This is a genomic window from Verrucosispora sp. ts21, assembly GCF_002879555.1.
Taxonomy (GTDB): domain Bacteria; phylum Actinomycetota; class Actinomycetes; order Mycobacteriales; family Micromonosporaceae; genus Micromonospora; species Micromonospora gifhornensis.
Genome location: NZ_PNOZ01000004.1, coordinates 55,158 through 78,188 on the forward strand (window position 1 = coordinate 55,158; position 23,031 = coordinate 78,188).

General features: G+C 70.8%; 17 protein-coding genes and 1 pseudogene. 8 read left to right on the top strand and 10 right to left on the bottom strand.

The features are described 5' to 3' along the window. Positions 1 to 350: 350 nt before the first annotated feature. The 4 genes from C1A38_RS02510 to C1A38_RS02525 are packed head-to-tail and all read right to left on the bottom strand — an operon-like array spanning position 351 to position 7,925. The gene (locus C1A38_RS02510; protein ID WP_102656201.1) at positions 351 to 3,110 is read right to left on the bottom strand and encodes an FtsX-like permease family protein; all 2,760 of its coding nucleotides are present in this window, start codon (positions 3,108 to 3,110) and stop codon (positions 351 to 353) included. Continuing rightward, positions 3,107 to 6,268, bottom strand: a complete 3,162-nt coding sequence (locus C1A38_RS02515; protein WP_102656202.1) for an FtsX-like permease family protein — start codon at positions 6,266 to 6,268, stop codon at positions 3,107 to 3,109. The genes C1A38_RS02510 and C1A38_RS02515 overlap by 4 nt, the downstream gene beginning before the upstream one ends. Positions 6,269 to 6,276: 8 nt before the next feature. Then, complete coding sequence (locus C1A38_RS02520; RefSeq protein WP_102656203.1) at positions 6,277 to 6,999, bottom strand: ABC transporter ATP-binding protein; 723 nt, start codon at positions 6,997 to 6,999, stop codon at positions 6,277 to 6,279. Further along, on the bottom strand, positions 6,996 to 7,925 hold the full coding sequence (locus C1A38_RS02525; RefSeq protein WP_102656270.1) for an ABC transporter ATP-binding protein: 930 nt from the start codon (positions 7,923 to 7,925) through the stop codon (positions 6,996 to 6,998). Before C1A38_RS02525 ends, C1A38_RS02520 begins: the two co-directional genes overlap by 4 nt. Positions 7,926 to 8,617: 692 nt before the next feature. Here C1A38_RS02525 and C1A38_RS31580 point away from each other — a divergent pair. The 3 genes from C1A38_RS31580 to C1A38_RS02540 are packed head-to-tail and all read left to right on the top strand — an operon-like array spanning position 8,618 to position 9,764. After that, positions 8,618 to 8,866 (top strand): DUF6244 family protein, encoded by a 249-nt coding sequence (locus C1A38_RS31580; RefSeq protein WP_233196566.1) that lies wholly within the window; start codon positions 8,618 to 8,620, stop codon positions 8,864 to 8,866. Between the two features lie 20 nt (positions 8,867 to 8,886). After that, positions 8,887 to 9,351, top strand: a complete 465-nt coding sequence (locus tag C1A38_RS02535) for a DddA-like double-stranded DNA deaminase toxin (protein WP_286046111.1) — start codon at positions 8,887 to 8,889, stop codon at positions 9,349 to 9,351. Continuing rightward, on the top strand, positions 9,348 to 9,764 hold the full coding sequence (locus C1A38_RS02540; protein WP_102656205.1) for an Imm1 family immunity protein: 417 nt from the start codon (positions 9,348 to 9,350) through the stop codon (positions 9,762 to 9,764). The genes C1A38_RS02535 and C1A38_RS02540 overlap by 4 nt, the downstream gene beginning before the upstream one ends. A gap of 592 nt (positions 9,765 to 10,356) precedes the next feature. Here the strand turns inward: C1A38_RS02540 and C1A38_RS02545 are convergent. From C1A38_RS02545 to C1A38_RS02565, 5 genes are all read right to left on the bottom strand, one after another. Beyond that, positions 10,357 to 11,643, bottom strand: a complete 1,287-nt coding sequence (locus tag C1A38_RS02545) for a TIGR02679 family protein (protein ID WP_102656206.1) — start codon at positions 11,641 to 11,643, stop codon at positions 10,357 to 10,359. Further along, on the bottom strand, positions 11,640 to 15,737 hold the full coding sequence (locus tag C1A38_RS02550; protein ID WP_102656207.1) for a TIGR02680 family protein: 4,098 nt from the start codon (positions 15,735 to 15,737) through the stop codon (positions 11,640 to 11,642). The genes C1A38_RS02545 and C1A38_RS02550 overlap by 4 nt, the downstream gene beginning before the upstream one ends. Then, positions 15,734 to 16,954, bottom strand: coding sequence for a TIGR02678 family protein (locus C1A38_RS02555; RefSeq protein WP_102656208.1), 1,221 nt, complete (start codon positions 16,952 to 16,954; stop codon positions 15,734 to 15,736). The genes C1A38_RS02550 and C1A38_RS02555 overlap by 4 nt, the downstream gene beginning before the upstream one ends. Next, positions 16,947 to 18,449: a TIGR02677 family protein gene (locus tag C1A38_RS02560; protein WP_158244832.1), complete on the bottom strand. Its 1,503-nt coding sequence runs from the start codon at positions 18,447 to 18,449 to the stop codon at positions 16,947 to 16,949. The genes C1A38_RS02555 and C1A38_RS02560 overlap by 8 nt, the downstream gene beginning before the upstream one ends. Before the next feature lie 195 nt (positions 18,450 to 18,644). After that, the gene (locus C1A38_RS02565; protein ID WP_102656271.1) at positions 18,645 to 18,953 is read right to left on the bottom strand and encodes a PfkB family carbohydrate kinase; all 309 of its coding nucleotides are present in this window, start codon (positions 18,951 to 18,953) and stop codon (positions 18,645 to 18,647) included. A 12-nt stretch (positions 18,954 to 18,965) separates the two neighbouring features. Here C1A38_RS02565 and C1A38_RS31050 point away from each other — a divergent pair, with 12 nt between their 5' ends. From C1A38_RS31050 to C1A38_RS32315, 4 genes and pseudogenes are all read left to right on the top strand, one after another. Beyond that, complete coding sequence (locus tag C1A38_RS31050) at positions 18,966 to 19,136, top strand: hypothetical protein (RefSeq protein WP_158244833.1); 171 nt, start codon at positions 18,966 to 18,968, stop codon at positions 19,134 to 19,136. Positions 19,137 to 19,145: 9 nt separating this feature from the next. Continuing rightward, positions 19,146 to 19,556, top strand: coding sequence for a hypothetical protein (locus C1A38_RS31055; RefSeq protein WP_158244834.1), 411 nt, complete (start codon positions 19,146 to 19,148; stop codon positions 19,554 to 19,556). 458 nt (positions 19,557 to 20,014) lie between these two features. Then, positions 20,015 to 20,389, top strand: coding sequence for a hypothetical protein (locus C1A38_RS02575; RefSeq protein ID WP_102656210.1), 375 nt, complete (start codon positions 20,015 to 20,017; stop codon positions 20,387 to 20,389). A gap of 24 nt (positions 20,390 to 20,413) precedes the next feature. After that, positions 20,414 to 20,934 (top strand): annotated as a pseudogene (locus C1A38_RS32315) (hypothetical protein); the annotation flags it as partial. Positions 20,935 to 21,575: 641 nt separating this feature from the next. Here C1A38_RS32315 and C1A38_RS02590 read toward each other — a convergent pair. Continuing rightward, on the bottom strand, positions 21,576 to 22,175 hold the full coding sequence (locus C1A38_RS02590; protein ID WP_146017411.1) for a hypothetical protein: 600 nt from the start codon (positions 22,173 to 22,175) through the stop codon (positions 21,576 to 21,578). A 223-nt stretch (positions 22,176 to 22,398) separates the two neighbouring features. Between C1A38_RS02590 and C1A38_RS02595 the strand changes: the two genes are divergently transcribed. Then, positions 22,399 to 23,022 (top strand): hypothetical protein, encoded by a 624-nt coding sequence (locus C1A38_RS02595; RefSeq protein ID WP_102656272.1) that lies wholly within the window; start codon positions 22,399 to 22,401, stop codon positions 23,020 to 23,022. Positions 23,023 to 23,031 lie beyond the last annotated feature (9 nt).

Below are 23,031 nucleotides of genomic sequence, written 5' to 3' on the forward strand. Positions count from 1 at the left end.
CGAACTATTCGCTGGTCAGGTGCTGGTCGGACCGTAGGTCGGTATGTGAGGTCGGACCGGAGGTCGGCTTCCCTGTTTGTGGGTTGGTCCGTGATCGTTGAATCGCCATTAATGTCGGCAGTGGATACGGGCTCTGGCACGATGTTCGTGAGGGCTGGTGCGGCTATTCGGCCAGGATGACCCGGCGGCGGAGGAGGTCGCGTTGGCGCGCCCTGCGTGGTGCGCAGGGCGTGTTCACCGCCATGGACGGAGACTGTGCGGGGAGGGTGCGGGCTGACCCGCGGGCGACGGCGTTACTCCCCGGAGTGCTGGTGGCCCTCGACGCCTCGCATCGTGGCAGCATGAGCCGGCTACTCGCCGGCGCGGAGTACCTCGCTGAGCCGGTCGTGTCGCCGCAGCGCCGCCTCGACCGGGACGACTGCGGCGGCCGCCGCCACCAGTGCCACACCTGTCAGGCCGAGCAGCCACCACGGCAGGACCGTGGCCGGGTCGGCGGCTTGGCCGGTGAGCAGCCGTAGCTCGAGCGGGCCGAGCGTCAGGTGCGCGAGCAGGGCCCCGAGTAGCGGGCCGCACATCGCGGCGACCACGACCGGTGGCAGCAGTTCTCCTGCGGCGACCCAGCGGGCGTCGCGTGGCCGCAGGCCGAGGGTCCGCAGTCGGGTCAGGGTCTGCCACCGCTCCTGCGCACCGGCGGCGGCGGCGAGCGTGAGGCCGAGCAGTCCCAGCGCCAGCAGCACCGCGGCGGTCGTCCATGCCAGCCGTAGTGTTCCTGCGGTCAGTGGCGCGACTCGTTGTGCCTGCAGGATGTCGGTGCGCAGCACGATGTCGGCGGGGACGCCGCTGTTCGACACGGCCTGTGCTGTGCCAGGTCCGGTCACCCAGATGGTGTTGGGTACGGCGGGCAGCCCGGCCTCGGCGAGGGCGGCGGCGTCCACGATGACGACGTCGCCGGCGCCGCCGACGGGGGGAGCGGTGCCGACTGCGGTGAGGCGGATCGTCGGGCCGGTGTCGCGGGACAGTTGTAGCTGCGTGCCGGTGTGCAGGTCGCCGGTGCTCGATCGGACCAGCGCGGGCACGGCGGCGGGGTCAGGTCCGGGTGCGGTGAGCTGGGCCAGTGCCGGGGCGTCGGGTAGCGGGGTGGTGGCCAGGAGGCGGCCGAACGCGGCGGCGTCCACGATGACCAGGCGTGGGGTGAGCAGTGTCGATTCGGTGAAGAGCGGTGCGGAGTCGGTTATCTGTGCGGCGACGACCTGCTCTATCCCTGGTGCGGCGGCGATGCGTTCGGCGAGTGCGGGGGTCGCGGCCTGGACGTCGCTGCTGATGTCGAGGCGGGCGTCGGCGCCGGTGGTGTGCCATGCGCCGTCGTCGAGACCTCGGGTGATGGTGGCGCCGACGACAAGTGCGAACGACGCGAGCGCCGTGGCGCTGATCAGCACCAGCAGCGGCAGCGCGCGTGCGGCGGTGGTGGCCGCCCGGGCAGCGCCGAACACGGCCAGCGGGCGACGCGAGCGCAGGGCCTGTCGGAGGGCGAGCCGTAGTCCGACGGGCAGCAGCCGCAGCACGACGAGTGCGCCGGCGAGCGCGCCCAGGGCGACGGCGCTGATCGGGAGGATCAGGTCGCCGGTCAGCTCACCGGTGTCGCCGTTGGCGGTGTCGGGTAGGAGTCCGCGCTGGTGCAGTGTGCCGACGGCGGCGACCGCGGCGATCAGTACGGCGGTTTCCACGGCGGCGCGGCGCAGCCGGCCGGTGGTCAGGATCCAGCGCCGCGCGGCCGGGTTGGCGGGTTGGTGTCGGTCGCGGCTGGCGCGGGCGGCGGCGAGGGTGCCGAACGTCGGTCCGGCGAGGGCACCGGCCAGGACCACGGGAATGGTCCAGGTCCAGGAGGCGCCTGGTGCGGTGGTGTGTGCGAGTGCGAGGCCGACGGCGGCGGCCGACAGGGACACCACGGTGGACTCGATGATCAGTTCCGCGCCGAGGTCCGGTAGCGCCGCACCGCGTTGCCGGGCGGCGCTCAGCGCCGGGGTACGGCGGCGGACCAGCAGGTCGGCGGCGAGCAGCAGGACCAGTACGGTGGCGGTCAGGACTGCGGCGAGCAGGACGGCGGCCTGGGTGAAGGCGGCGCTGATCTGGGTGCGGGCGTCGCGCAGGACGCTGTCGAGCTGCGATTCCCATTTCAGGGAGCCGTCGCGGGCGGCTGATGAGCCGGAAGATGCCTTGAGTTTGACCACCTGGTCGGCGAGCGTCGCGGTGGCGTCCCAGGTGAGTGCGTCGGGTGCGGGGGCGAAGTGGACGGTGCGCCGCAGTTGGTCCTGGTCGAAGGCGAGTCGGGCGTCGGGCAGCGACTCGCGTGACAGCAGGGCGGCGACGCGGGTGGTGCCTGGGCCGTCGGCGCCGGGCACGGGGCGCAGCAGCGCCGGGGCGAGTCGCCAGGCGGGGTCGGTGCTGTCGGCGGGTCGGTAGATCCCGCTGATCCGGATGTCTTTGTCGCGTCCGTGGTCGTCCTCGGCCGGGATGCGGTCACCGGGGCCGACCTGGAGGGCGGCGGCGTCGGCCTCGGAGAGGCCGACCTGCACCGGCCAGGGCGGCCCGTGGTAGGGGATCTCGATGGACCGTTCGGGGATTGCGGGGCCGGGTGCGTTGCCGGCGATCCAGGTCACGTCCGGGCCGTCGAGGTCATCGGCCAGGTAGGTGAGCTGGACGGTACGTGGCAGGTTGCCGTCGGTGATGCGCAGGACCGGGCTGTTGACCACGGCGATGGACGGCAGCAGTGCGGTGTCCAGGTCGGGTCCGAGCGTGTAGGTCGCCCGGGCGCGGAGGTCGTCGACGTCGTCGGCGAGGCGGGATATCCGCAGCCGTCCGCCGGTCGGGCCGTCGTCGCGTTCCCAGTCGGCGTGGACGAGGAGGTGCGACTCGTTGCCGGCGCGGCGGACCGTGTCCTGGACGGCGTCGTCGGCGGCGGCACGCAGCATCGCCGGCACGGCTGCGGCGAGCAGCGCGACGACGGCGATGACGGCGGCGGTGAGCAGCAGTGCGCCCGCGTCGGTGCGGCCACGGCCGCGGACGCTGGGCCAGTGCGGGGCCGGCCACCGGCGGGTCAGCCACCGGTTCACGGTGCCACCCGCAGGTGCGCGGCGTCGGCCCGGCGGACCTGGACGCTGACCACCGCGGCGACCGTCAGCAGGCAGCCGGCCAGCAGGACGGCGAGCAGCGTGGCCTCGGCCGGCCACGGCCAGTGCGGTTGGGCGGCCGGGATGGGTGCGGCGCCGGTGTCGGAGCGTACGAGCAGGGGAGCGACGAGGCGGGTGGCGAGTGCGCCGACGGCCGTGCCGGCGGCGAGCAGGGGCAGCAGGATGACGGCGTGCTGGCCGAGGAGTACGGCCCGGATGCCGCGTCGGGTCATCCCCAGGCCACGTAGCCGAGCCACCTCTACGGCGCGGACCTGCAGATCGCAGGTCACGTGCGCGATGATGCCGGCGAGCAGCAGCAGGGCCGAGGCGGGGACGACGAGCCGGAGTGCGGCGGGCAGCGCGGCGTGCAGCGGGCCGCTGGTGAGGCGGGCGGTTTCCGCGTCGCGGGTGGTGACGGTGCCCAGGTGCAGGGCGGTGGCCCGCTCGGCGGCACCGGGGCCGGTGGGGTGGCCGACCCACCAGGCGTCGACCGGGAATGTCAGGTCGCCGGTGACGGCGCGGGCGCGGGACAGGGTGTCCAGGTCGGCCAGGACGGCGGCGGCGCCGGGGGCGGACGGTACGGTCGGCACGATCTCGGTGACGACGATCGGGACGGGCGTGGTGCCGACGGTGATGCTGAGTTGGCTGCCGATGTCGACGCCGACCGCGGTGGCGAAGCGGGTGCCGACGGCGACGGGCACCGGACCGGGGTCGGGGAAGGCGGTGGCGACGAGGGTGCGGGCGGCGTCCGCGTCGCCGAGGTCGACGGTCGCCGCCATCCGCAGCGCGGTCCCCGCCGCGGTGGCGGAGAGCACGACGGTCGGGTTGCGTAACTTGGTCGGGATCGGCGGCGCGGACGTGGCCGTCCACTGCGATCCGTCCGCCGATGTGGTGGGCGGCACGGTGAGGGTGACGGCGATGCCGATGGGGCTGCCGAGTGGGGCATTGGGGTCGGCGGTGACCGGCAGGGACACCGCGACGAGGTGCAGTCCGTCGGCGGTCGCGCACTCAGGTAGCCGGTGCGTGCGGCCGTCGAGCGGCACGGGGGGACCGGTACAGGGTGTGCGCAGACCGGTGGCGTCCTGCAGCAGCAGCTGGGGTGTCACGGTGAGTGGGGGGCCGCCGGTCGTGGTGCCGCTCAGGACGAGTGGGGCGCCGGCTGCCACGGGCAGGCCGGTGACTCGGGTGGGTGGGGCGAGCGGTGCGCCGATGTCCGTCCAGGTGCGGTCGTGGTCGAGGCGTCCGCGCAGCAGCGCGTCGGCGCGGGTGGTGTCGACGGCGACCAGGCGCGGTGCGTCGCCGGCGGTGCCGAGCCACTGACCGACGGCGGTACCCCGGTCGAGGACGGGACTCACCGTCCCGGCGGTGGCTGCGGCGAGGTTCGCGCCGTCGCCGGGCACGGGCGTCGCGTCGAGGGACACTGCCAGGTCGGTGCCGACGGAGAGCGCGGCCTGGTCACGCTGCGACTGGTGCCAGGTGGTGTCGAAGGCGAGACCGAAGGTTGCGGCCGCGCAGGCCAGAGCGACGAGGAGCCCGGCGGCGACGGCCTGGGGTCGGCGGGCGGCCTCGGAGGCCGCCAGCGTCAGCGCCAGCCCACGGGTCCGGTACGCCAGCCGGTCGGCGCCGCGCAGGGCGGGCAGTACCACCCGCAGTGCCAGGGCGGCGCCGGTGGTGAGCAGCAACGCCGGCGCGAGGATGCGGACCGTGTCGGCGCGGGGGCTGGCGGTGGTGGGCTGCGCGTACAGCTGCCACCATGCGGTGGCGGCAAGTGCGGCGAGGATCAGGTCGGCGCCGGATCGGGCCAGCAGTTCACGGCGGGTGCGGCGGTCGCCGGGTGCCGGGCCGGGTCGGATCGCCAGGACGGTGAGGATCGCGGCGAGGACCAGCGCGCCGCCGACGATCGTGAGGACCTGGGCGGCGGTGACGGTCGGCGCGGTGGTGAGGTCGGCGTCGTCCAGGGCAGGCAGGTGGGTCAGGCCGGCGTGCAGGGCCGACGAGGCCGGTATCGCGAGCACGACGGCGACGGCGGCGACGAACCCGCCGTCGAGTGTCGCGGTGGCGGCCAGTTGGCGGCGGCTGGTGCCGAGGGCGGTCCGGAGGGCGGTTTCGTCGGCGCGTATGCCGGCGGTCAGCCGGCCGGCGAGGACGAGTGCCGTCGCGGTCAGGACACCACCGAGGACGGCGATGGCGAGCACGAGGGCGGCGGTGGCGTGCCGTTGGTCGTCGGCGGAGCGCAGGGTCGACGGCAGGTCGGAGGCGACCCGTGCGAGCCGGACACGGTCACCGAGGGTACCGGCCAGCCGACGGTCCGCGTTGCGGACGGCGCCGGCCACGGTCTGCAGGTCGCGTCGGTGGGCGTGGGACAGGTCCGGATGGGCGGTGACCTCCATCCGGCCGATGGTCGCGCCGCTGGTGAGCAGGTCGGCGAGATCGACGAGGAACGGGCCGTAGGCGTTGACCGGCTGCTGGAAGCGGCCGTCGTGGTAGCCGGTGGCGGAGCCCGCGGCGGCCAGCGGGTCACGGTCCCAGCCGCGCCCCGGCAACGGCCGCACCACACCGACGACCCTCACGTCGATGGCCGGGACGGGCTCGTGGGCCAGCTCGGCGCCGAGGCGCACCCGGCGACCCGGGGTGAGGCCGATCAGCTGGGCGGTGGACTCCAACACCACCGCGTCACCACGCTCACGCGGCCAGCGCCCGGTGACCAGCTCAGCTCGGGTCGGCAGGTCGTCCAGCCCCGACAGGTACGCCTGGGCTCCGACGGTGGTGCCCGGGGCGAGTGCGGGTGGCAGCGCCCGCAGCACCGTCGACGCCCGCGTAGTGGTGGTCACCGGGAACGGTGCGAGCGTGGCGGCCAGCACGGTGCGGGTGTCGGCGGCGACGGACTGCGCGTCCGGGCCCTCGACGGTGCCGGTGTAGACGGTCACGTCGACGGCGGCCGGGGCGGCGCGAGCCATGGCGACCTCCAACGCCCGCTCGGCGGTGCGGGTGCTCAACAGAGTGCAGGTGCCCAGCAGGGTCGCGCCGACGGTGACGACCCCGACGAGGGCCGCCAGCAACGGCCACTGCGCGCGGGCACGCCGCCGGACGAGCCTCAGCATCGCCGGCGTCACCCCGCGTCCGGCACAGGCTCGCCCAGCTGCCCGGCTGCCTCGTCATGGAGGTGACCGTCGTGGATCCGGATCACCCGGTCCGCCAACGCCATCATCACCGGATCGTGGGTGGACACCAGCGCGGTGACACCTTCGGACTCGACCACCCCACGCAGCAGAGCCATCACCGACAGGCCTGTCTCCGCGTCCAGTTGCCCGGTGGGCTCGTCGGCGATCAGAAGCCGGGGCGAGGCGGCCAGCGCGCGGGCGATCGCCACCCGCTGCTGCTGCCCGCCGGACAACTCGGCCGGCCGCTGCCGGGCATGGTCGGCCAGACCGACCAGATCCAGCAGCAACTCGACCCGCCGCTCCCGCTCGGCCGCAGCGACGCGGGCCAGCCGCAGCGGGGCGGCGACGTTCTCCGCCGCCGACAGCACCGGAATCAACCCGAAGCTCTGGAAGACGTACGACACCTTCTCGCGCCGCAGCCGGGACAGGCCGTCCTCGTCGAGCGCGGTGACGTCCGCGCCGTCGACGTGCACTGTGCCGGCGTCCGGGCGATCCAGACCACCGATGACGTTGAGCAGGGTGGTCTTGCCCGAGCCGGACCGGCCGACGAGCGCCACCATGCAACCGGCGGCCACGTCGAACGACACACCGCGCAGCGCGTGCACGACGGTCGGCCCGGTGCGGAAACGCCGATGCACGCCGCGTACGCGCAGCAGCGGCTCGCTGCTCATTCGCCGTCTCCCGACGGGCGGATCGTGATGTGGTCGGCTTCCAGGGCCAGCCGGACCCGTCGGGTCAGCGCCAGCGCCTGACGGAAGTCGCGGGGCACCTGCACCCGCCCGGCACGGTCCATCACGGCGTACTCCTCGGCGACCATGTGCGTGTCACCCACCGCATCGGTGGTGGTGCGGCGCAGCACCTCGCTGCTGGTACGCCCATCCCGGATCGCGACGGTCCGCTCGACCTGGCCGCTGACCTCCGGGTCGTGGGTCACCACGACAACGGTGACGCCGTAGCGCCGGTTGACGTCCCGCAGCACACCGAAAACCTCCGCGGACGTGGCGGCGTCCAACTCGCCGGTCGGCTCGTCGGCGAGCAACACTTTCGGCCGGTTGGCCAGTGCCACCGCGATCGCGACCCGCATCTGCTGCCCTCCGGACAGTTGCCCCGGGCGGCGATCGGCGCAGTCGGCGACACCGAGGCTGTCCAACAGCTCAGCCGCACGCTTGCGGCGCTCCTCCTTGCCGGTACGGGCCGCCGTCATGGGCAGGTCCACCATCTCCCGTGCCGTCAGGTACGGGATCAGATTGCTCGCCGTTTGCTGCCGGACGAACCCGACGGTGTGCCGCCGGTAGTCCACCCGGTCCGCGCGGGACATCCCCAGCAGGTTCCACCGGTCGACCCGCACCCGCCCGGCGGTGGGGGCGTCGATACCGGCCAGGATGGACAGCAGCGTCGACTTGCCCGACCCGGAGGCGCCGACGACGGCGACCAGCTCCCCGCTGTCCACGGTGAGGTCCAGTCCCTGCAGGGCCTGCACCTCGATGGAACCGGTCTGGTAGATCCGCACCAGGTTCTCGCAGACGATGAGCGCGTCCCGACCGAACTCGGACGCGCGCGCCGGCGGCTGCGGCAGGGACAGCGGTGCGCGGGACATTGCTTCCTCCGTCCGGGTCGTGCCGACGCCGAGCCCGGCCCGGCTGGTGGTCAGGCCCACCGGCCGGGGACAGGGTGTCGCCTGGCCAGTACACATAGCTGCCGAGGTGTTTGAGAGCCCCGATTGCCCGTGCTGGCCCAGATTGAAGCAGTTTCGCAACCAGCGGCGGCGTTGACCATGCCCCGAGGCGACTTTCTGCGATACCGGAACGAGGGTCTGCTCGTGAACGCGTCGACGGGCCGGCGACTCTTCTCGGTGCACACCGATGGCCCGGACATCCGGGATCCGCTCGCCGGAAGCAGGCGGAAGACATCTCCGGCAGCTTCGCTTCCCGATGTTGTTTTCCGCTGGCGAGCGTCTCTAGGCTGCCACCGTTGGGTGGTAGGCGCGAGGCGTTCGAGCGGGGGATTGGGCGATGTCGCTGACCGACACCATCGGCGTCGACTTGCTGGCGATGACCGCGGGTGTAGACCGGTCACAGCATGAGACCGCGGCGATCGACCGCGCCATCGAGCAGGTCGCCGCTCGGGCGGTGGCCTCTGGCTTTATTGGTATCGCGGCCGCTCTCGGCCGGGCACGAGAGGTGCTTGGGCAGGCCCGGTCCCGGTTGAACGAGGCATCGGGCGTCCTGAGTGAGGCATCGCGGTCGGTAGGTTCTGTGGCGCAACAATCGTCGCCACAGGAGACGAGCCGTGCTCGCCCCGGTAGTCGCGGCGTTGGATACGGTGGATGGCAGCGTGGCAGCGGCGGCGTCCGCGGTCGACGAGGCGCGGCGGCTCGTCGTGGCAGCGTTGCAGGGCGGTCAGCCCGGTCCGACGCTGGCGCGTCTGCAGCAGGTGATGCAGATTCTGGCGGGGGTCCGTACTCGAAAGGCTGAGGCCCGAGGCCGTGTCGACGCGGCGCTGGCGCAGGCTCGGCAGGTCGGTGAGCTGGGAAACTGACGACGGGCGGTGGTGGCCCCATCAGCCAACCGCCCACCCGCCGCGACACCTTCAGCAGTGTTACCGAGGACTCTGCCCCGTCCGAACCGCTTCCCGAGTGGCTGACGGACGCCGCTCGCGACCTGCCTCGACGGGAGGCAAAGGATCCGACCTCCGGTGTGGCGCTGATCAATGGACAGCGGATACCCATGAAGTCTGGCCGTGACTCGGCTGCCGCCGTCGACCTCAAACCGGCCTACCAACTCATCGCCACCACGACCGATCATTTGGAGGCCAAGTTCGCCGCCCGGATGCGCCGCGAACACGTCACTCGGGCGGCCGTGGTCACGAACAATCCGCCCTGCGACTACACCCCCTACGGCTGCGAGAAGATCCTCTCCCGGTTGCTGCCAGCCGGCGCGCAGTTGGACGTCTACGTACGCGACGATGACGCGCAGGTACGCCACTGGCGCACCTACACCGGCAACGGAAAGGCGATCGCATGAAGGTGACCTGGACCTACGACCGGGGCGACCACCGCGACAACCACGAGGTCGACCTGACCGACCCCGCGGCCCTGGAAGCCCTCCTGCGCGATATCCACCAGGCCGGCGAGGCCGTCGTCGTCACGATCTTCAGCGACATCACCGACGACTCCGACGACCTGCCACCCGGCGTCCAGATCGGGCTCGGCCACCGCGCCCACGCCTTCGCGGTACACATCGCCGACGACGGCGGTTACCTCAACGACCCCACAGTGCCACCGCCTGACCAGGAACTCCACTTCGACCTGGGCGGAGTACCCACCGAATACCCCACCGAGCATCTCCGGCTGCGACCAGACACGGCCATACAGGTAGCGGGCACCTTCCTCAAGACGGGCGGCGCACCACCGCGCCTGCCCGCTGCCAGTGAGTAGCGCGGCGTGCGGCGGCAGTTCGACCAGTGGCCGATCGACGGGTTGAAGGAACTGGCGGTGGTCACCCGCGACGTCTCGGCGTACCGAAGAACCAGGGCGCACCAAGCACCTGTGGACAACCTGGCAATGCACGACGTCATCACGGGTGCTCAGGGCAGCACAAAAGGTCCGCTTCCTGGTGCCGCGCGCGGTGCGCGCTGCCGTCTCCCCGCAGCGGCGCGGCACCACGCCTACGGCACCGGCCGGTGTGCTGACTGGCCGGACGTCGAGCGGCAGCGAGTTGGGTAGACCGCATCTACATAGTTGTCGTCTACGTAGATCGGGATTACCTGATGGCGGGGTTTTCGTCGGCCGAGCGGCCGAACTTGCCTTGTTGCAAAAGCGATTGGACCGGCTCGCAACAGGCAGGGCCGGACTGGCGGTCACCATTCGGGGTCGGCACCAGGTCGGTAAGTCGCGCCTCATCCCAGCAGTTCTGCAACCGCGCCGATGCAACCGTGCCGAAGTGCCCTACCTTTTCTACACCGCAACCAAGGGCGCCTCCTCCACCGAGGCGATCTCCAGCTTCCTGGCTGAGTAGTTGACGGGCTGTCTATCTCCAGGACTGCGGCGTGACATTCCTCGACGGATCGAGTTCGAAGTCGGCGAGGAGACGGTCGATCACCGCCTCCTCGTGGATGGCGGTGGCGGTTTGCGCCATCGTGGTGGAGAGCGCGGGATCCCATGGAGTCTCGGCGGCACGGCCGATGAGTGGCTGCGGCGGCGTCCCCCGTTCGATGGCCTGCGCGACGGCCCAGCGGTAGTCGGCGGCCATGAACTGCCAGGGTCGGGCGTCATAGCGCTGCATGATGCGGTCGGCGATGGCGATGCCGGGCCAGTCGAAGTCGCCGTGGTAGAGCAGACGCACGTCTGGCGACTCCATGATGGCGTCGAGGAGGGCGAGGGTCACGGTGGTGGGGTTGCCCATCGTGCAGACGATCGCTGCCGCAGCACCGGCGTCCGCCGCCGCCTCCAGGACCCGCGGGTTCTCGCACACGTACACGGTTTGCGGGTGAAGCCGTAGGGGAGTGAGGCGACGGATCTCCCGGAGCGTCAGATGGGTCTCGGCGCCGCTGTCGGCGCGCAAGCGGAGCCAGTCGTTGCCGAGGGGACGTAGTCCGTAGGTGAGCACGGTGGTCGCCACGGTGTCGCTGGCTACCCCGGCGGCATCCCAGAGGGCGCGGCGTTGCGCCGCACCCTGCGGCAGATCTGAGCCTCCGGTGAGGGCGAGGGCGAGTCCGCGTAGGACGAGACGGGTCAGCGGGCTGTCATCGTCGAGCCCGTGGGCGCTGCCGGTGACCCGTTGCGCCAGTTCGCCCCGGGACCAGGTGCGCGCCTGTTCACCCACGGTGAGGCCGAGCGTCATGGCTGCCTGGCTGACGGTGCGCCGTACCTCGTCGGTGGGTAGCCGGGCGGGTAGGCCCTGCCGCCACAGCTGGTCCAGCCACAGGGTGGTCCAGGGGCGGTCGGTCAGGCCGGCGGTGACGAGGGCGGCGTTGGCGTGCTCGCGCAGCAACGCTCGCCGGGCCGACTCCGCGTCGGCGTCGGCGCGCCGGTCGGGTACCGCACCGATGACCGTTTCCACCACGCCGAGCAGTCCGGTTCCCGCGGCGCTGTCGCGCAGCCGTCGGTCGAGGTCGGCCAGTTTTATCGTGGGTGTCGGTCCGACAGCCTGGCCGAGGAGGTGGCCGACGGCTTCGCGTTGCGTGTCGGTCAGCCCGGTGAGGGTCAGGCGTCCGGTCACCAGCCGACCGTTGCGGACCAGGCGGGCGTGTACCGCGCTCCACAGTGGTCGTAGTCCGGTGGACCGGAGATAGTCGAGCGCCCCGGCCGGGATCATGAGGTGAGCACCGTGCGGCGGCGGCCGTCCCAGCGGAAGTGCAGTGTGGCGACGCCGGGTTGGGTCGGGTCCCGCAGGCATTCGTAGATGCCCAGCGACGGCACCTCAGGGAAACACCCCCACAGGCGTTCGCTGGTCAGAACGGCATCCAGATCGAGGTCGACCAGCAGGCCGAGCAGGCGTCCGTGGGTGGGCTCGTCGACCTTGGCGAATGCGTCGTCGAGCAGGATCAGCCGTGGGGCCTGTGGATAGGACTCCCCGACGGAGGTGAAGTGCGCGGCGGCGGCAGCGAACAGCACCAGGTACGACACCACCCGCTGCTCGCCCTGCGACATGGCGGTACGCGCGGACAGGGTGCGCTCCCGGTTCGGGTTGGCCTGGTCGGTGACCCTGACGGTGAAGCCGAACCACCTGCGGTAGTCCAGCGCGGCGCGCAGGTGGACCGCGTACCCGGCGGAGGGGTCCGCGCGTCGAGCATCCTCGACGCGGGCGGCCAGCGCCGCGCGCAGCCGGTCGTTGTTCTCCCGGGTCCGTAGCTCGAACGGCGTGCGCAGCAGTGCGACGGCGGTACGGGTGTCCGCTTCCGCGTCGTCTTTCAACGACCACACCAGCCGTGCGCCGAGCCCGTGGGAGGTACGTACCCCGGCGAGGGTGGTGTTCATGGTCGACACCAGGCTCTCCGCCGCACGCATCTGCCGGGACAACGCGTCTCCCAACTCGCCGAGCAGGAAACGCTCGAAGGCGTGCCGTTCCCGCTCGGCCACCGCGGACCGCTTCTGTTCCAGCTCCGCGCCGAGGCGAGCGGTCGCGACAGCGGCAGGGTGCTGCCCGATGTCGTCGGCGATCTCGACGACCTTGACCCCGGCGCGGTCCTCCCAGATGAGGTCGAAACCGCCGGGCAGCCGGCTGCGGACGTCGTTGTAACGCTGATGCAGGGCGTTTTCGCCGAGGTCCTGCTGGGGCCTGCCGAGCGCGTCGCGGAGCCGGCCGGCGAGCTCGTCGAGCTGCCGGATCCGCTCCGGTGGGGTCCCGGTGCCCGGCGCGAAGGACATGTCACCGGCCAGCGCGAGCGCGTCACCGACACCGGGCAGGGTCAGCACGCGGGGCAGCGCGGTGCCGGCGTCCAGGGCCACCTGCTCCTGCTGGGTCAGCAGTCGCCGGGTCTGGTCGCGTGTCTCCTCGGCCCGGACCCGGTGGTCGCGGGCCTGGTCGTAGCCGCGGCGAGCCGGCGGCAGTTCCGTCTCGGCGGCACGCAGCCGTGCCTCGGCGGCGGCCTCCTGCCGATGGATCTCCGCCGGTTCGGCGTCGAGCGACCGTTCGAGCACGGCGAACGCTTCCGCCGCGGCCAGGTGCGCCTCGGCGGCGAGCAGCGCCTCGTCGGCAGTGCTGGTGGCGGTGTCCACGGCCTCGACATGCCGGCCGATCAACGACTCGTACGGTGCGAGTTGGTCGATGAACTGCCCGATGTCCCGGGTGTAGCGGGGCATCTCGGCACCGAGCTGGCGCAGCCGCTGATCGATGCCGTCGAGACTGGCACGGTCGTCGGGGAGCAGATGGGCCTGCGCCACGGACTGCGCGCGGCCTCGACGCTCGTCGGCGACGCCCCGCAGCTCCCGCGCCCGACGCCGGGCCTCGGCCGCCCGGCGGGCGAGCCGGTCGGCCGTCGCCTCCGCCTCATCACGACGCGCCCACGCCCGGCTCAGCGCGCCACCATCGGGCAGTGCCCGCAGCGCGGCGGCGAGCGCCTCGCGGTGCCGGTCGTTGACGTCGAGTTGCCCGTCGAGGTCGCCGAGCCGGCTCGTCAGCGTGTCCACCTGCTGCTGCAGGTCGGCGAGGCGACGGCGACGCAGAGCGGCACGGTTGGCGGCGCCGACATACTCGGCTGCCGGTTTCGTCCAGGCACCGTAGGCCACCCCGAGCCGCCACCGGCCGTCGTCGGCGATCCAACTGCCCGCATCCGAGGCCGACCCGAAGCCGATGCTGCGCAGGATGCCCGCCACATGCTCCGCCCCGGCCACCGCGACCAGCGCCTGCTGCACCGTGGGTGCGACCTCGGGCGGACCGGGCCGCAGGATCACCTCACCGCTGGCCGCGTCCACCACCGTGCCGTCCTCGGCGAGCAGAGCGTCGAGCAGCCCGCTGGATTCCAACGCCGCCTCGATTCCGGCCCGCTGCCGCTCGTCGAGGTGATCGGCGAAATCGATAAGCCGGTACAACGGCACACCCTGCCGTGCGGGCGAACCGCTACGGAACCGGGACCGAGGCGGCTCCGGGTCGGTCATCGCGCTCCACCGCGCGTGCTCTGCGCGTACCTCGTCGAGGTGGGTCTGGGCCTGGAGACGCTGGGCGCGCAACGTATCGCGGCGGGCCTCGGCCGCAGCCCGCAACGGCTCCGCGGCGGCCTCAGCCGCCGCGCGCACCTGCGCCGGTGCGTCCGCCGGCAACGGGTCATCACCGAGCAGAACCTCCCGCAACGGTGCGAGGTTCGCGCCGGCCAGGGCCGCAAGAGCCATCCACTCCTGTACGGCATGCGCGAAGGCGCCGCTGGCCGTGGCGAGGGCGGCGGCAACCTCACCGAGGTGCTCCTGCGCGGTGTGCTGCTGTTCGTCGAGCAGATCACGATCGGCTTCCGCCCGGAGGGCGACGGCGGCGGCCGTGTCCGCCTCGTCCAGGCGCCCTTGGACGTCGGCCACCGCCGTACGCCGGGCCCGCGCCGCCGCTTCGGCCCCGGCGACGCGCACACGGTGCTCCCCGAACTCCTCAGCGGCCAGACGGTGGTGCAGCACCTGGACCGAAGGGTCGGCGGGAGCGCCGAGACCACGCGACTCCGGTACGGCCCCGAGATGCCCGACGTCCAGGCCCGACTCGGCGGCGAGGTCACGCAGTCGTCGGTGACTGTCCCGCAGCTCGCCGATGGTGTCGGTCAGCCGGCCGGTTTCCGCGACGAGACGTGCCACGACGTCGGTGACCGTCTGCCGGTCCGCGTCCGCGGCGCGGGCCGCGGACCGGGCCGCCGACTCCAGCGCCCGCACCGCGAGACGACGCTGCCCCAACTCCTGCACGGCCCGGTAGGCGGCGCTGTCGCGCAGCGCCCCAAGTTCGGCGCGGGCCTGCCGCTGCGTCTGCTCCCAGCCGTCCACCACCGCCTCCGCGGCCCGCTGCGCATCGAGCGCCGCCGCGACCTCCCGCTCCGCCTGGCCGGCCTGGCGGCGCTGGGCACGCAACTGGGACAGGGCATCGTCGACCGCCTGCACCCGGCGGCGCAGCTCACCGCGCAGATATCCGCGATAGGCCGTCATCAGGTCGGCCAACGCGGCATGAGTGGCTTCCAACCGACCCAGATCAGCGCGGACGGTCTCCAGGTCGTCAAGGTTGTGCGCGACCGAATCGAGGACGTCGTCGTCGACCGACGGCAACGCCTCGCTCAGCTCGGCGGCGAGCTGACCCGCCTCGATCCGGTCACCGATGGTGGGACGACGCAGCCGGTACAGCAGGTGCACCAGATTGCGGTACCGGCCCGCATCGGCGATCCCGAACAGCTCACGACCCACCCGCGCCCGGTAGTCCCGCGCACTGCCCAGCAGCGCCGCCTCACCCAGTGTCTCCCGCAGCCGCTCGATCGGCACGGGCTGCCGATCGACGGCCAGATCGACGTCGATACCGACGCGCCGCGCAGTGACGACATACGTGACCCGTGCCTCGGCGGTCGAGGACGACCACCGCACGACCGCTCCCAGCGTCAGAAACCGCGGCGACCCGTGCTCATCGACGCGCCGCAGCTCCAGCCAGACGAAACCCTGCCGGTTCACCCCGCTGGCACCCTCACTCATCAGCCACCGAAACGTGGTGCGGCCCGCGCCAGTGGCATCCAGCCGTTTGACGTCACCATCGAGCAGGAACGGCAGGAGCAACTCCAGGGCCTTCGACTTCCCGGCGCCGTTCTTCCCGCGCAGCAACAGCCGGCCCTGCTCGAACTGGAACACCTGGTTGTCGTACTGCCAGATGTTGCAGATCCCCGCACGGTGCAGGCGGTACCGGTGCGGATGCGATACCGCGACCTGCGTCCCGGACGCGGCGACGGCCGTGCTGCTCATGACCGCACCGCCTCGCTCGCGGCGTAGCGGGCCGCGGCCGCGAGCAACACCAGACCACCCTCGGGGCTGTCACCGCGAGCAGCGCGCGCGTCGACCGCCCGCTCGGCGGCGATGGTCTCGGTGGATTCGGCGTCGGCGACCGTCGGCGCCGACCGCGCCAACAGCCCCATGGTGATGAGCAACGCAACGACCGCCTCTCGCAGCAACAACAGATCCTCGACATACCGGCCCGCCCACCGCCGGGCATGACGGTCGACCAGGTCAGCCAGAATCCCGTCCAGCACGTGCTCGGGTACGGGCACCCCGATCACCAGCCGCCCCGGCGCCGGACGTAACTGCTCGACCAGCGCAGTGATCGTCAGCAGCGCGGCCTGGGCGACCGTGCCGACCCCCGGAAAGAGCACGTCGGTGAGTCCGTCGTCGGGGTCGAGCAGGGCGACACCCTCGGCGCGCAGCTCCGCCTGCAAACCGGCGTACTCCAGGAACGACCGCTCCTCTCGGCGCTGTTCCCGACGCAACCAGGCCCGCTGCGCGGCGGTCAGCTCGTCGAGGTACACCACCGGTTGCTCGGTCAGCCGCCGCCGTACCGCATGGCGGGTGCCGCCCGGACCGGGCTCGGCGGCAGCACCAACGAACTCCGCAGCGGTGCCGCTGCGGCCCGGTGGGGTGGCCACCAGGTGCGCGACGATGTCACGGTTGACGGTGAGCAGGGCTTCTGCCCGGTCATCGTCGGCGTAACCGGCGACCGTCCCCTGCTCCTCACGCAGCGCCTGCCAGGACACCAGTTGCCGCAACGCCGCGCTGAGCGCACGACGTTCGGTCGGCCGCTGGGCGTCACCGAGTGCGATGCCGGCCTCCACCGCCGCCGCCCGAACATCAGCGATGAGCTGGGACAACAGCACCTGTTCAGGGCAGGTGAGCAGCACCGCTACGCCCAGCGTCAGGTACGTGTACATGCGGGGGGTGAACGGCCCGCTGGCGCGCAGCAGCGGTCGGCCTCGCCCCGGGCCCAGGCCGGGCTTGAACAGCCGGGCGAAACCGGCCTCCACCACCAGCCGGTAGCCGAGGAAGTTTCCGAACCAGCTCTTCAACCATTCGGCATGCCGACGGACCAGCGGAAAATCATCGTCGGTGGCGAGCAGCAGCGGCGCGGACAGCAAGGCCCGCACCGCCCGGCGGCGCTCGACCGCCAGCGCGATGTCGTGCTCGTCAGCCATCGGTGTCCTCCAGGCGGATGATCGAGATCTCGATGTCCTGGGCGGTGAAATCACCGACGGCCGAACGGAGGGTCAACACGTGACGCGGCTTGCTCAACAGTTCGCAGCGCAGCTGCAGATCGACGACCAGAGCCACCGCGTTGCCCAGCAGTGGATCACCGGCACCGAGAGCCTGCGCCATCAGTTCGAGCAGCAGATGAATGGCCGGGGCGGACAGACGCACCGCCCCCAGATCGGGGGCGGCGGACAGCAACTCCGCCGCGGCCGAGACCCGCCGCTCATGAAGAGCGGCAGCCTGTGCGATCAACGCCTGCTTCTGCGCGCCGCGGTCGGCGATTGCGGACGCGCGTCCGCGCGGCGCCCGCCCACCACGCTCGCGCAGCGCGACGGGAACCTGCACGGCAGGCGCCGGCCACCAACTCGCCGTCGCCGGCACCACCACCTGCGCCTCGGCGGCGAGACCGAGGTGCCGGGCAGGATAGAGGCCGAACGCCGAGGTGAACAGATCAGCGGCCGTCTCCTCATCGGCGGTGTCCAGCCAGGCCGCCAACCGCAGCAGCTCCCGACGGCGAGAGGCACCGTTGCCGGTGGAACGGACCATCCGCTTCGCATTGGCCAGCAGCGACTGCAGGGCCCGCATAGTGGCATCGCGCAGCTGCGTGACCTCGCTGCGGCGACCGTCGACGTCACTGAACCACGCCCGCAGCGCAGCCCAGTCAGCGAGCTCGTGACCACGGCTGCGTTGTACGGCAACGCCGAGGTCGGCGGCGGCCCCGGCCAGCCCACCTTCGCGCAGGACATGCACCAGAGCGGGCAGGTGCGGCCCCAGGCGGTGCAGGTGCCGGTCGATGCGTGGCGCGAGGAGCACAATCTCCTCGGTGATCGACTCGACGTAGTCCAGGAGCAGATCCTTGAAGCCTCGGTACTCCGCGCTGTCCAGGTCATAGCGGGCCAGGACCTGCCCGAGGAACGCATAGAAGTCGCGTACCGAGTCACGGAACGCCCAGAACTGGGCGAAGATCGTGGCGACCGCCTCGCGAGCCGTGCCGGCATCGACGCCGCCCGGCTGCTCGACCCGATCCACCAGGTCACCCAGACCGGCGGCGAGCAGGCCCAGCAGTTCCCGACTGATCTCTCGGGCGGCGTCCGCGCTCAAGAGCACCTCATCGGCCTGCCGCTGCACCCGTTCGCCGAGCGGAGACAGTTGATAACGGGACCGGGCGCGCTGGTACTCCTCGATGCTCTTGACGCGCACCGTGTGTGAGCTGGGCAACAGGTTGCCCCACCCGACAAGCTGGTTCAAGCGGCTCACCGCAGTGTCGAGGGAAATGTCTATCTCGTGGGCGGCGAGTTCCTCGACCACCTGTTGCGCGGAGAGGTCAGTCATCAGCGACGCCGTGAACAGACGCATGATCGCGAGGTAGACGCCGCGTTCAGGCACCGTCAGGTAGGTGAAGGCATCAAGGCGGCCAAGGTCATCCGCCGGCTCACCCATCCGGACAGGATAGGCGACGGTCAGTAGCCGCGACATGCTGGCAGCACGGGAACCCGGGACCCGTAGCAGGGCACGGGCTGATGCATGAGGGGGAGACGCGTCGCCACGCTCCCGATCGACACGCCACCACGCATCGGCCTACGGGCGCAGGTCCGGGTCAGATGCAGGCCTGACGGTGTCGGGGCGGCTGCCGCATCAGGTCCTGTGAGCCGGTGTGTGGGCGCCGACGTGTTGGACGGTGTGGGAGCTGGTCTGGACGGCGGTGGTGATGGCGTCGGGTAGCGCGATGTTGCGGGCGAGGTCGAGGGCGAGGCTGCCGAGGAAGGTGTCGCCGGCTCCGGTGGTGTCGATGGCGTGGACGGTGGGCGCGGGTACGGTGGCGGCTCCGTCGGGATGGGAGTAGGCGGCACCGTGTTGGCCTGCGGTGACGATGACGGTACGGGGACTGAGGCGTTGTAGCGCGGTTGCGGCGTTTACGGGATCATCGGTGGTCGTTTGGAGGATGGTGGCGGCTTCATGGTGATCTTTTTAGGGAAGTATCGCGGCCAGGATGCAGGATGGCATTCCCACACTGTTGTCCTTAAAGATGGCAGAGTTATTGACGCGTTCAGCGGCAGGACGGGCGTGCCTGTTGCTGAATACAAACGCGCCTGGCTGGACCGTGAACTTATTAATTTCGGATTCTGAGGTGAGGGCATGGATCTGAAGCGCACTCTAGAACTTCTCCGAGATCACCCTGCGGTGCTTGGCGTGGATGGATCATTCGGGCAGGCGGCCGCGTTCATAGAAGGTGTTAACGTAGGTCAGCAGGGTGGCATGCTTGCGGGTTTTCGTGAGTGGCTTGTAGTTCGAGCTGGTGATGGCGCCAATCTGAATTGGCGCGGGCTATTGCTGCGACTCGCGTTGCCCGATGGCTATCAAGGAGGGCTGGCTGGCCTGTCTTCGGACGATGAGCAGAAGCTCATCGGGATGCTTTTTGATCAGTTGGGTGAGTTTCTCGCCGCCCGCGAGTCGGCGGACGGCCTGCTGAGGATATATGACGCCTACCTGAAGTGGCTCCGGAATCAGGATTGGTACACGTCCGATAGTCCGAGCTACCTCGAATAATGACCAGCCAGGATGCGTAGGTTGGCAGGAACACGAGGTCGACCTGGTTGGCGGCGCACCAGGGGGCGCTTGCGCGGGAGAAGTCGTCGCAGAATCAGGTACAGACGCTGGTCGAGGCAGCGGCAGCCCGCGGTGGGCCGCGGTGGGCCGGATCCCCAGAGGCCCGGACTCGTCGAACGCGAAGACCCGGTCCGGGAAGCAGTCCAGCACCTGCTCAATCCGGTCGAGCTTGGCGTTGCGATCAGGGTCGGGCGACTCCTTCCAGGTCTTGGTGCGCTGGAAGGTGATGCCGCGGCGTAGGGACCAGAACGAAGGGGGCATCTCGGCAGCGCCGCCGCGAGCCGAATCCTCCCTGAAGTGGACCCGGCAAGCGGGGCTTTCGGACGAGCGCGTGTAAGGGCAGGAAGAAGGGGAACGCGTCGCCGAAGTTCCTGGGGTCAGTGCGAGGAAGGAAAGAGATGAATGCATCTAGTTCGCAGGTGGGTTCCCGGTCGGGCAGAGGTGGCACGACCGCGAAGACCAGCGCCGCTGCCACATTCGCCCTGGTGTTCGGGGTCGCTGCCCTGATCAGTGTCCTGACCGCGATCCTGGCGTCAGTCGGACTGGTGTTGGGCATCATCGGGATCATCCTCGGCGTCATCGGCCTGCGGATGGCCGGTCGACCGAACGTGACTGGCCGGGGTCTCGCCGTCGGCGCACTCATCCTCAGCGTCCTCGCGGTCCTGATCGCGATCGCCTTCGCCGCCGGCCTCACCACCTTCCTCAACAACGAGAACGCGGTGAACCGACTCGAACGCCAGGTCGAGGACCTACGCGACAAGCTACCCCGCTGAACCGTGAGGCAGCCTCCTCGCAGTGCACGTCACAAGCTGCATCGCACACCCGCCTACCTCTCGGCCTACGGGGCGCTTCTGCTGCACGCCGCAGTGGCGGCAGCACGTGGCACCAACGCCCGCACCGCGTACCTGAAGCCGCCGAATCCGCCGCCGACCGACTCCGCCGCAACAGCAACGAATTGTGGACAGCCTTCGGCCCCACCAACGTCCAGCTACACCGAATCTCCGTCGCGGTCGAACTCCAGGACAACCAGCGTGCGCTCCGTACCGCCGATCAGCTTGATACCTCACCGCTCCCAAGGGCGCTGACCAGCCGACGCGCCCAGGTACACCTCGACCTTGCCGCAGCACACAGCGCCACCCGCGACTCAGACCCACAGGCGATGCTCCAGCTTCTCGAGTACGAGCGCCTCGCCCCCGAGGCGATCAGGCTCAACGCCACAGCCACCGGCCTCATCACGAAACTGCTCCGGCGGGAACGCCCCCGCCACACCTCTGGCCTGCGAGCTCTTGCCGGCCGAGCAGGAGTACCAGACTCATGACCGAAGCCGACCCGGTCGCCCTCCTCGTCGTGTGCGCCGCGCCGCCGGCCGCCAAAAGTAACCGAACTGGCCGAACGCCTCCGCGCAACCGGCTGGGACGTCCACGCCGCAATGACCGAGGCGGCAACGGCCTGGATGGACCCGGCGTCGCTAACGCAGGCCACAGGTCATCCCGTCAAGACCGAGCCCCGCGGCCCGCACAGCACGCGCGTGACCAGTGCAGGCGCGCCACCTTCGACCGCATCGCGATCCGACCGTTGTGAACAGCTGAGGAACGGGCGGCACTCACCGGGCTACTCCCGGACAGCACGGCTCCACTGCGGGTCGTCTCGACGGCCCAGGTGCCGTCCGTGCTTGCCTATGGGCGAGCCGACTCAGGACAAGCCCTGTCCGAAAATCCGCGTTCCGCTGCTCCGCTCACCCACGCGTCCGCACCTACCGGCCGACGCGATACTCGATTCGCAGCACTGGCCCCGGACCAGATCGCGGTCACCATCGTCATGAAACGCAAAGCCAATGACCGCTTCCGTTGCCGTCCGGTGACGGCGACGAGGGCTCTGCGGCATGTCCGGGTACGCGGTCGTGGGTTGATTCTGCTCGTGGCGCTCGCGCCAGGTCGCCGATGGGTCTGCGGCTGCCCGTTAGCCGTCACGCTTGACCAGGTCAGCGAGGTGCGCGCAGGGCTGCTCGACCTCACGGTGCCAGGCGCTGCCGATCACGGCGACGGGGTGGCTGACCTCCCTGACCCTCCCGTCGGCGGCCTCCACCGTGAACCGGGTCGATAACGGCTCGCTGCCGAACGGGATCGAACAGTCGATGCGCACCTCGACCTCGATCCAGGCGGTGCCGCCGGGACGCAGCAGCGGAGACTGCCCGGCACCTCGCACCCGGATACCCGGCAGCTGACCGGACGTCGCGCGGACAGTGATCGGCGCGGGCCCCGCATTGATCACCGTCAGTTGTCCTGCCATCTGGTAGATGCCCCTGGCGTCCCCACCCCCGCTACCGCCGGATGCAACGAAGGCCACGAGTGAGATCGAAGAGTTCCGCTCCCGTTCCTCCCGCGAGTCCCGCAACTGGTTGACCGCTACACCGCCAAGCACCATGCCGACCACAAAGGCAGCGACGAGCCGTACACCCATCTTTCGTCTGCCTGTAACGCGGTCAGGGGCTGGCCGGCCCGAGGACAGTGACTGGTGATCGTGGTCGCCTAGATCAATGAATCCGCGCTCCGCCGACATGGCGTGAGCCTAGAGAACACGCTCGAGGGCCACGATCGTTCTACACCCGCAGACTCGGATGCCTGAGCATCGTCGGGTCCGGCAGACGGACGGGGAACGAGCCCAGACGGCCGAAGGACCGATATACCGAAAGTAGCGGTCACCGACACGGCAACGCCCGGCCGGCGACAGATCCGGATTCTTCTAGGTGACGGCTACGTGGGCAGTGGGGATCATGGGTGGCATGACTGGGTTCGGTTACAAGACATCGTGGCTGGCGGTCCGGAACCGGACCCCCGTCGAGGTCGCCGACGCGCTGGGACTGTACGACCGGGAACTCCTCGATTGGGCAACCGGCACTGGCCGCGCCTACCAGCACGGTGTGTATGTGGCCGCGCCTGTGCCGGGCTGGACCCTTGCTCACAGCCGCCGGCATTTGCCGCCGGGTTTCGACGCGGCGGAGTCATCTTTTCCTGACTGGCTCACCGCGCTCAGTCGGCAGCTGGGGGAGGTGCAGTTCTTCGCCAATGAACGGGTCCCGGACTATCACGCCTGGGCTTGGGCCCGGGATGGGGAGCTGATGCGCGCCTACTGTTTCATCGGCGAGCTAGGCGAGGTGCCGCTGTTCGTCGGTGCTGCGACGGCCGACGAGATCGAGTTGGGTATCGGCATTCGTGGCCTGACGCCGGGGTGCGAGAACTGGTCTGATGAGGAGTGGACAGCCTGGTACGACACGACGCCGTGCGAGTCCGACGTGCTGGCGATAGCCGGTCGCTGGAGCATCGCCCCGACTGCTATCGACGATGCCACCGTGACCACACCCGGCATCTACGGCATACCACCATCATTTTCCAGCGTCCCACAGTGACATCCAGGT

What these genes read in the sequence shown, in the direction of transcription:
- C1A38_RS02595 (WP_102656272.1), top strand. Translation starts at nt 22,399, where the DNA reads ATGACTGGGTTCGGTTACAAGACATCGTGGCTGGCGGTCCGGAACCGG.
- C1A38_RS02525 (WP_102656270.1), bottom strand. Translation starts at nt 7,925, where the DNA reads ATGTCCCGCGCACCGCTGTCCCTGCCGCAGCCGCCGGCGCGCGCGTCC.
- C1A38_RS02545 (WP_102656206.1), bottom strand. Translation starts at nt 11,643, where the DNA reads ATGATCCCGGCCGGGGCGCTCGACTATCTCCGGTCCACCGGACTACGA.
- C1A38_RS02575 (WP_102656210.1), top strand. Translation starts at nt 20,015, where the DNA reads ATGAATGCATCTAGTTCGCAGGTGGGTTCCCGGTCGGGCAGAGGTGGC.
- C1A38_RS02590 (WP_146017411.1), bottom strand. Translation starts at nt 22,175, where the DNA reads ATGTCGGCGGAGCGCGGATTCATTGATCTAGGCGACCACGATCACCAG.
- C1A38_RS02520 (WP_102656203.1), bottom strand. Translation starts at nt 6,999, where the DNA reads ATGAGCAGCGAGCCGCTGCTGCGCGTACGCGGCGTGCATCGGCGTTTC.
- C1A38_RS02560 (WP_158244832.1), bottom strand. Translation starts at nt 18,449, where the DNA reads ATGGGTGAGCCGGCGGATGACCTTGGCCGCCTTGATGCCTTCACCTAC.
- C1A38_RS02555 (WP_102656208.1), bottom strand. Translation starts at nt 16,954, where the DNA reads ATGGCTGACGAGCACGACATCGCGCTGGCGGTCGAGCGCCGCCGGGCG.
- C1A38_RS02515 (WP_102656202.1), bottom strand. Translation starts at nt 6,268, where the DNA reads ATGCTGAGGCTCGTCCGGCGGCGTGCCCGCGCGCAGTGGCCGTTGCTG.
- C1A38_RS31055 (WP_158244834.1), top strand. Translation starts at nt 19,146, where the DNA reads ATGGATCTGAAGCGCACTCTAGAACTTCTCCGAGATCACCCTGCGGTG.
- C1A38_RS31050 (WP_158244833.1), top strand. Translation starts at nt 18,966, where the DNA reads ATGGTGATCTTTTTAGGGAAGTATCGCGGCCAGGATGCAGGATGGCAT.
- C1A38_RS02550 (WP_102656207.1), bottom strand. Translation starts at nt 15,737, where the DNA reads ATGAGCAGCACGGCCGTCGCCGCGTCCGGGACGCAGGTCGCGGTATCG.
- C1A38_RS02540 (WP_102656205.1), top strand. Translation starts at nt 9,348, where the DNA reads ATGAAGGTGACCTGGACCTACGACCGGGGCGACCACCGCGACAACCAC.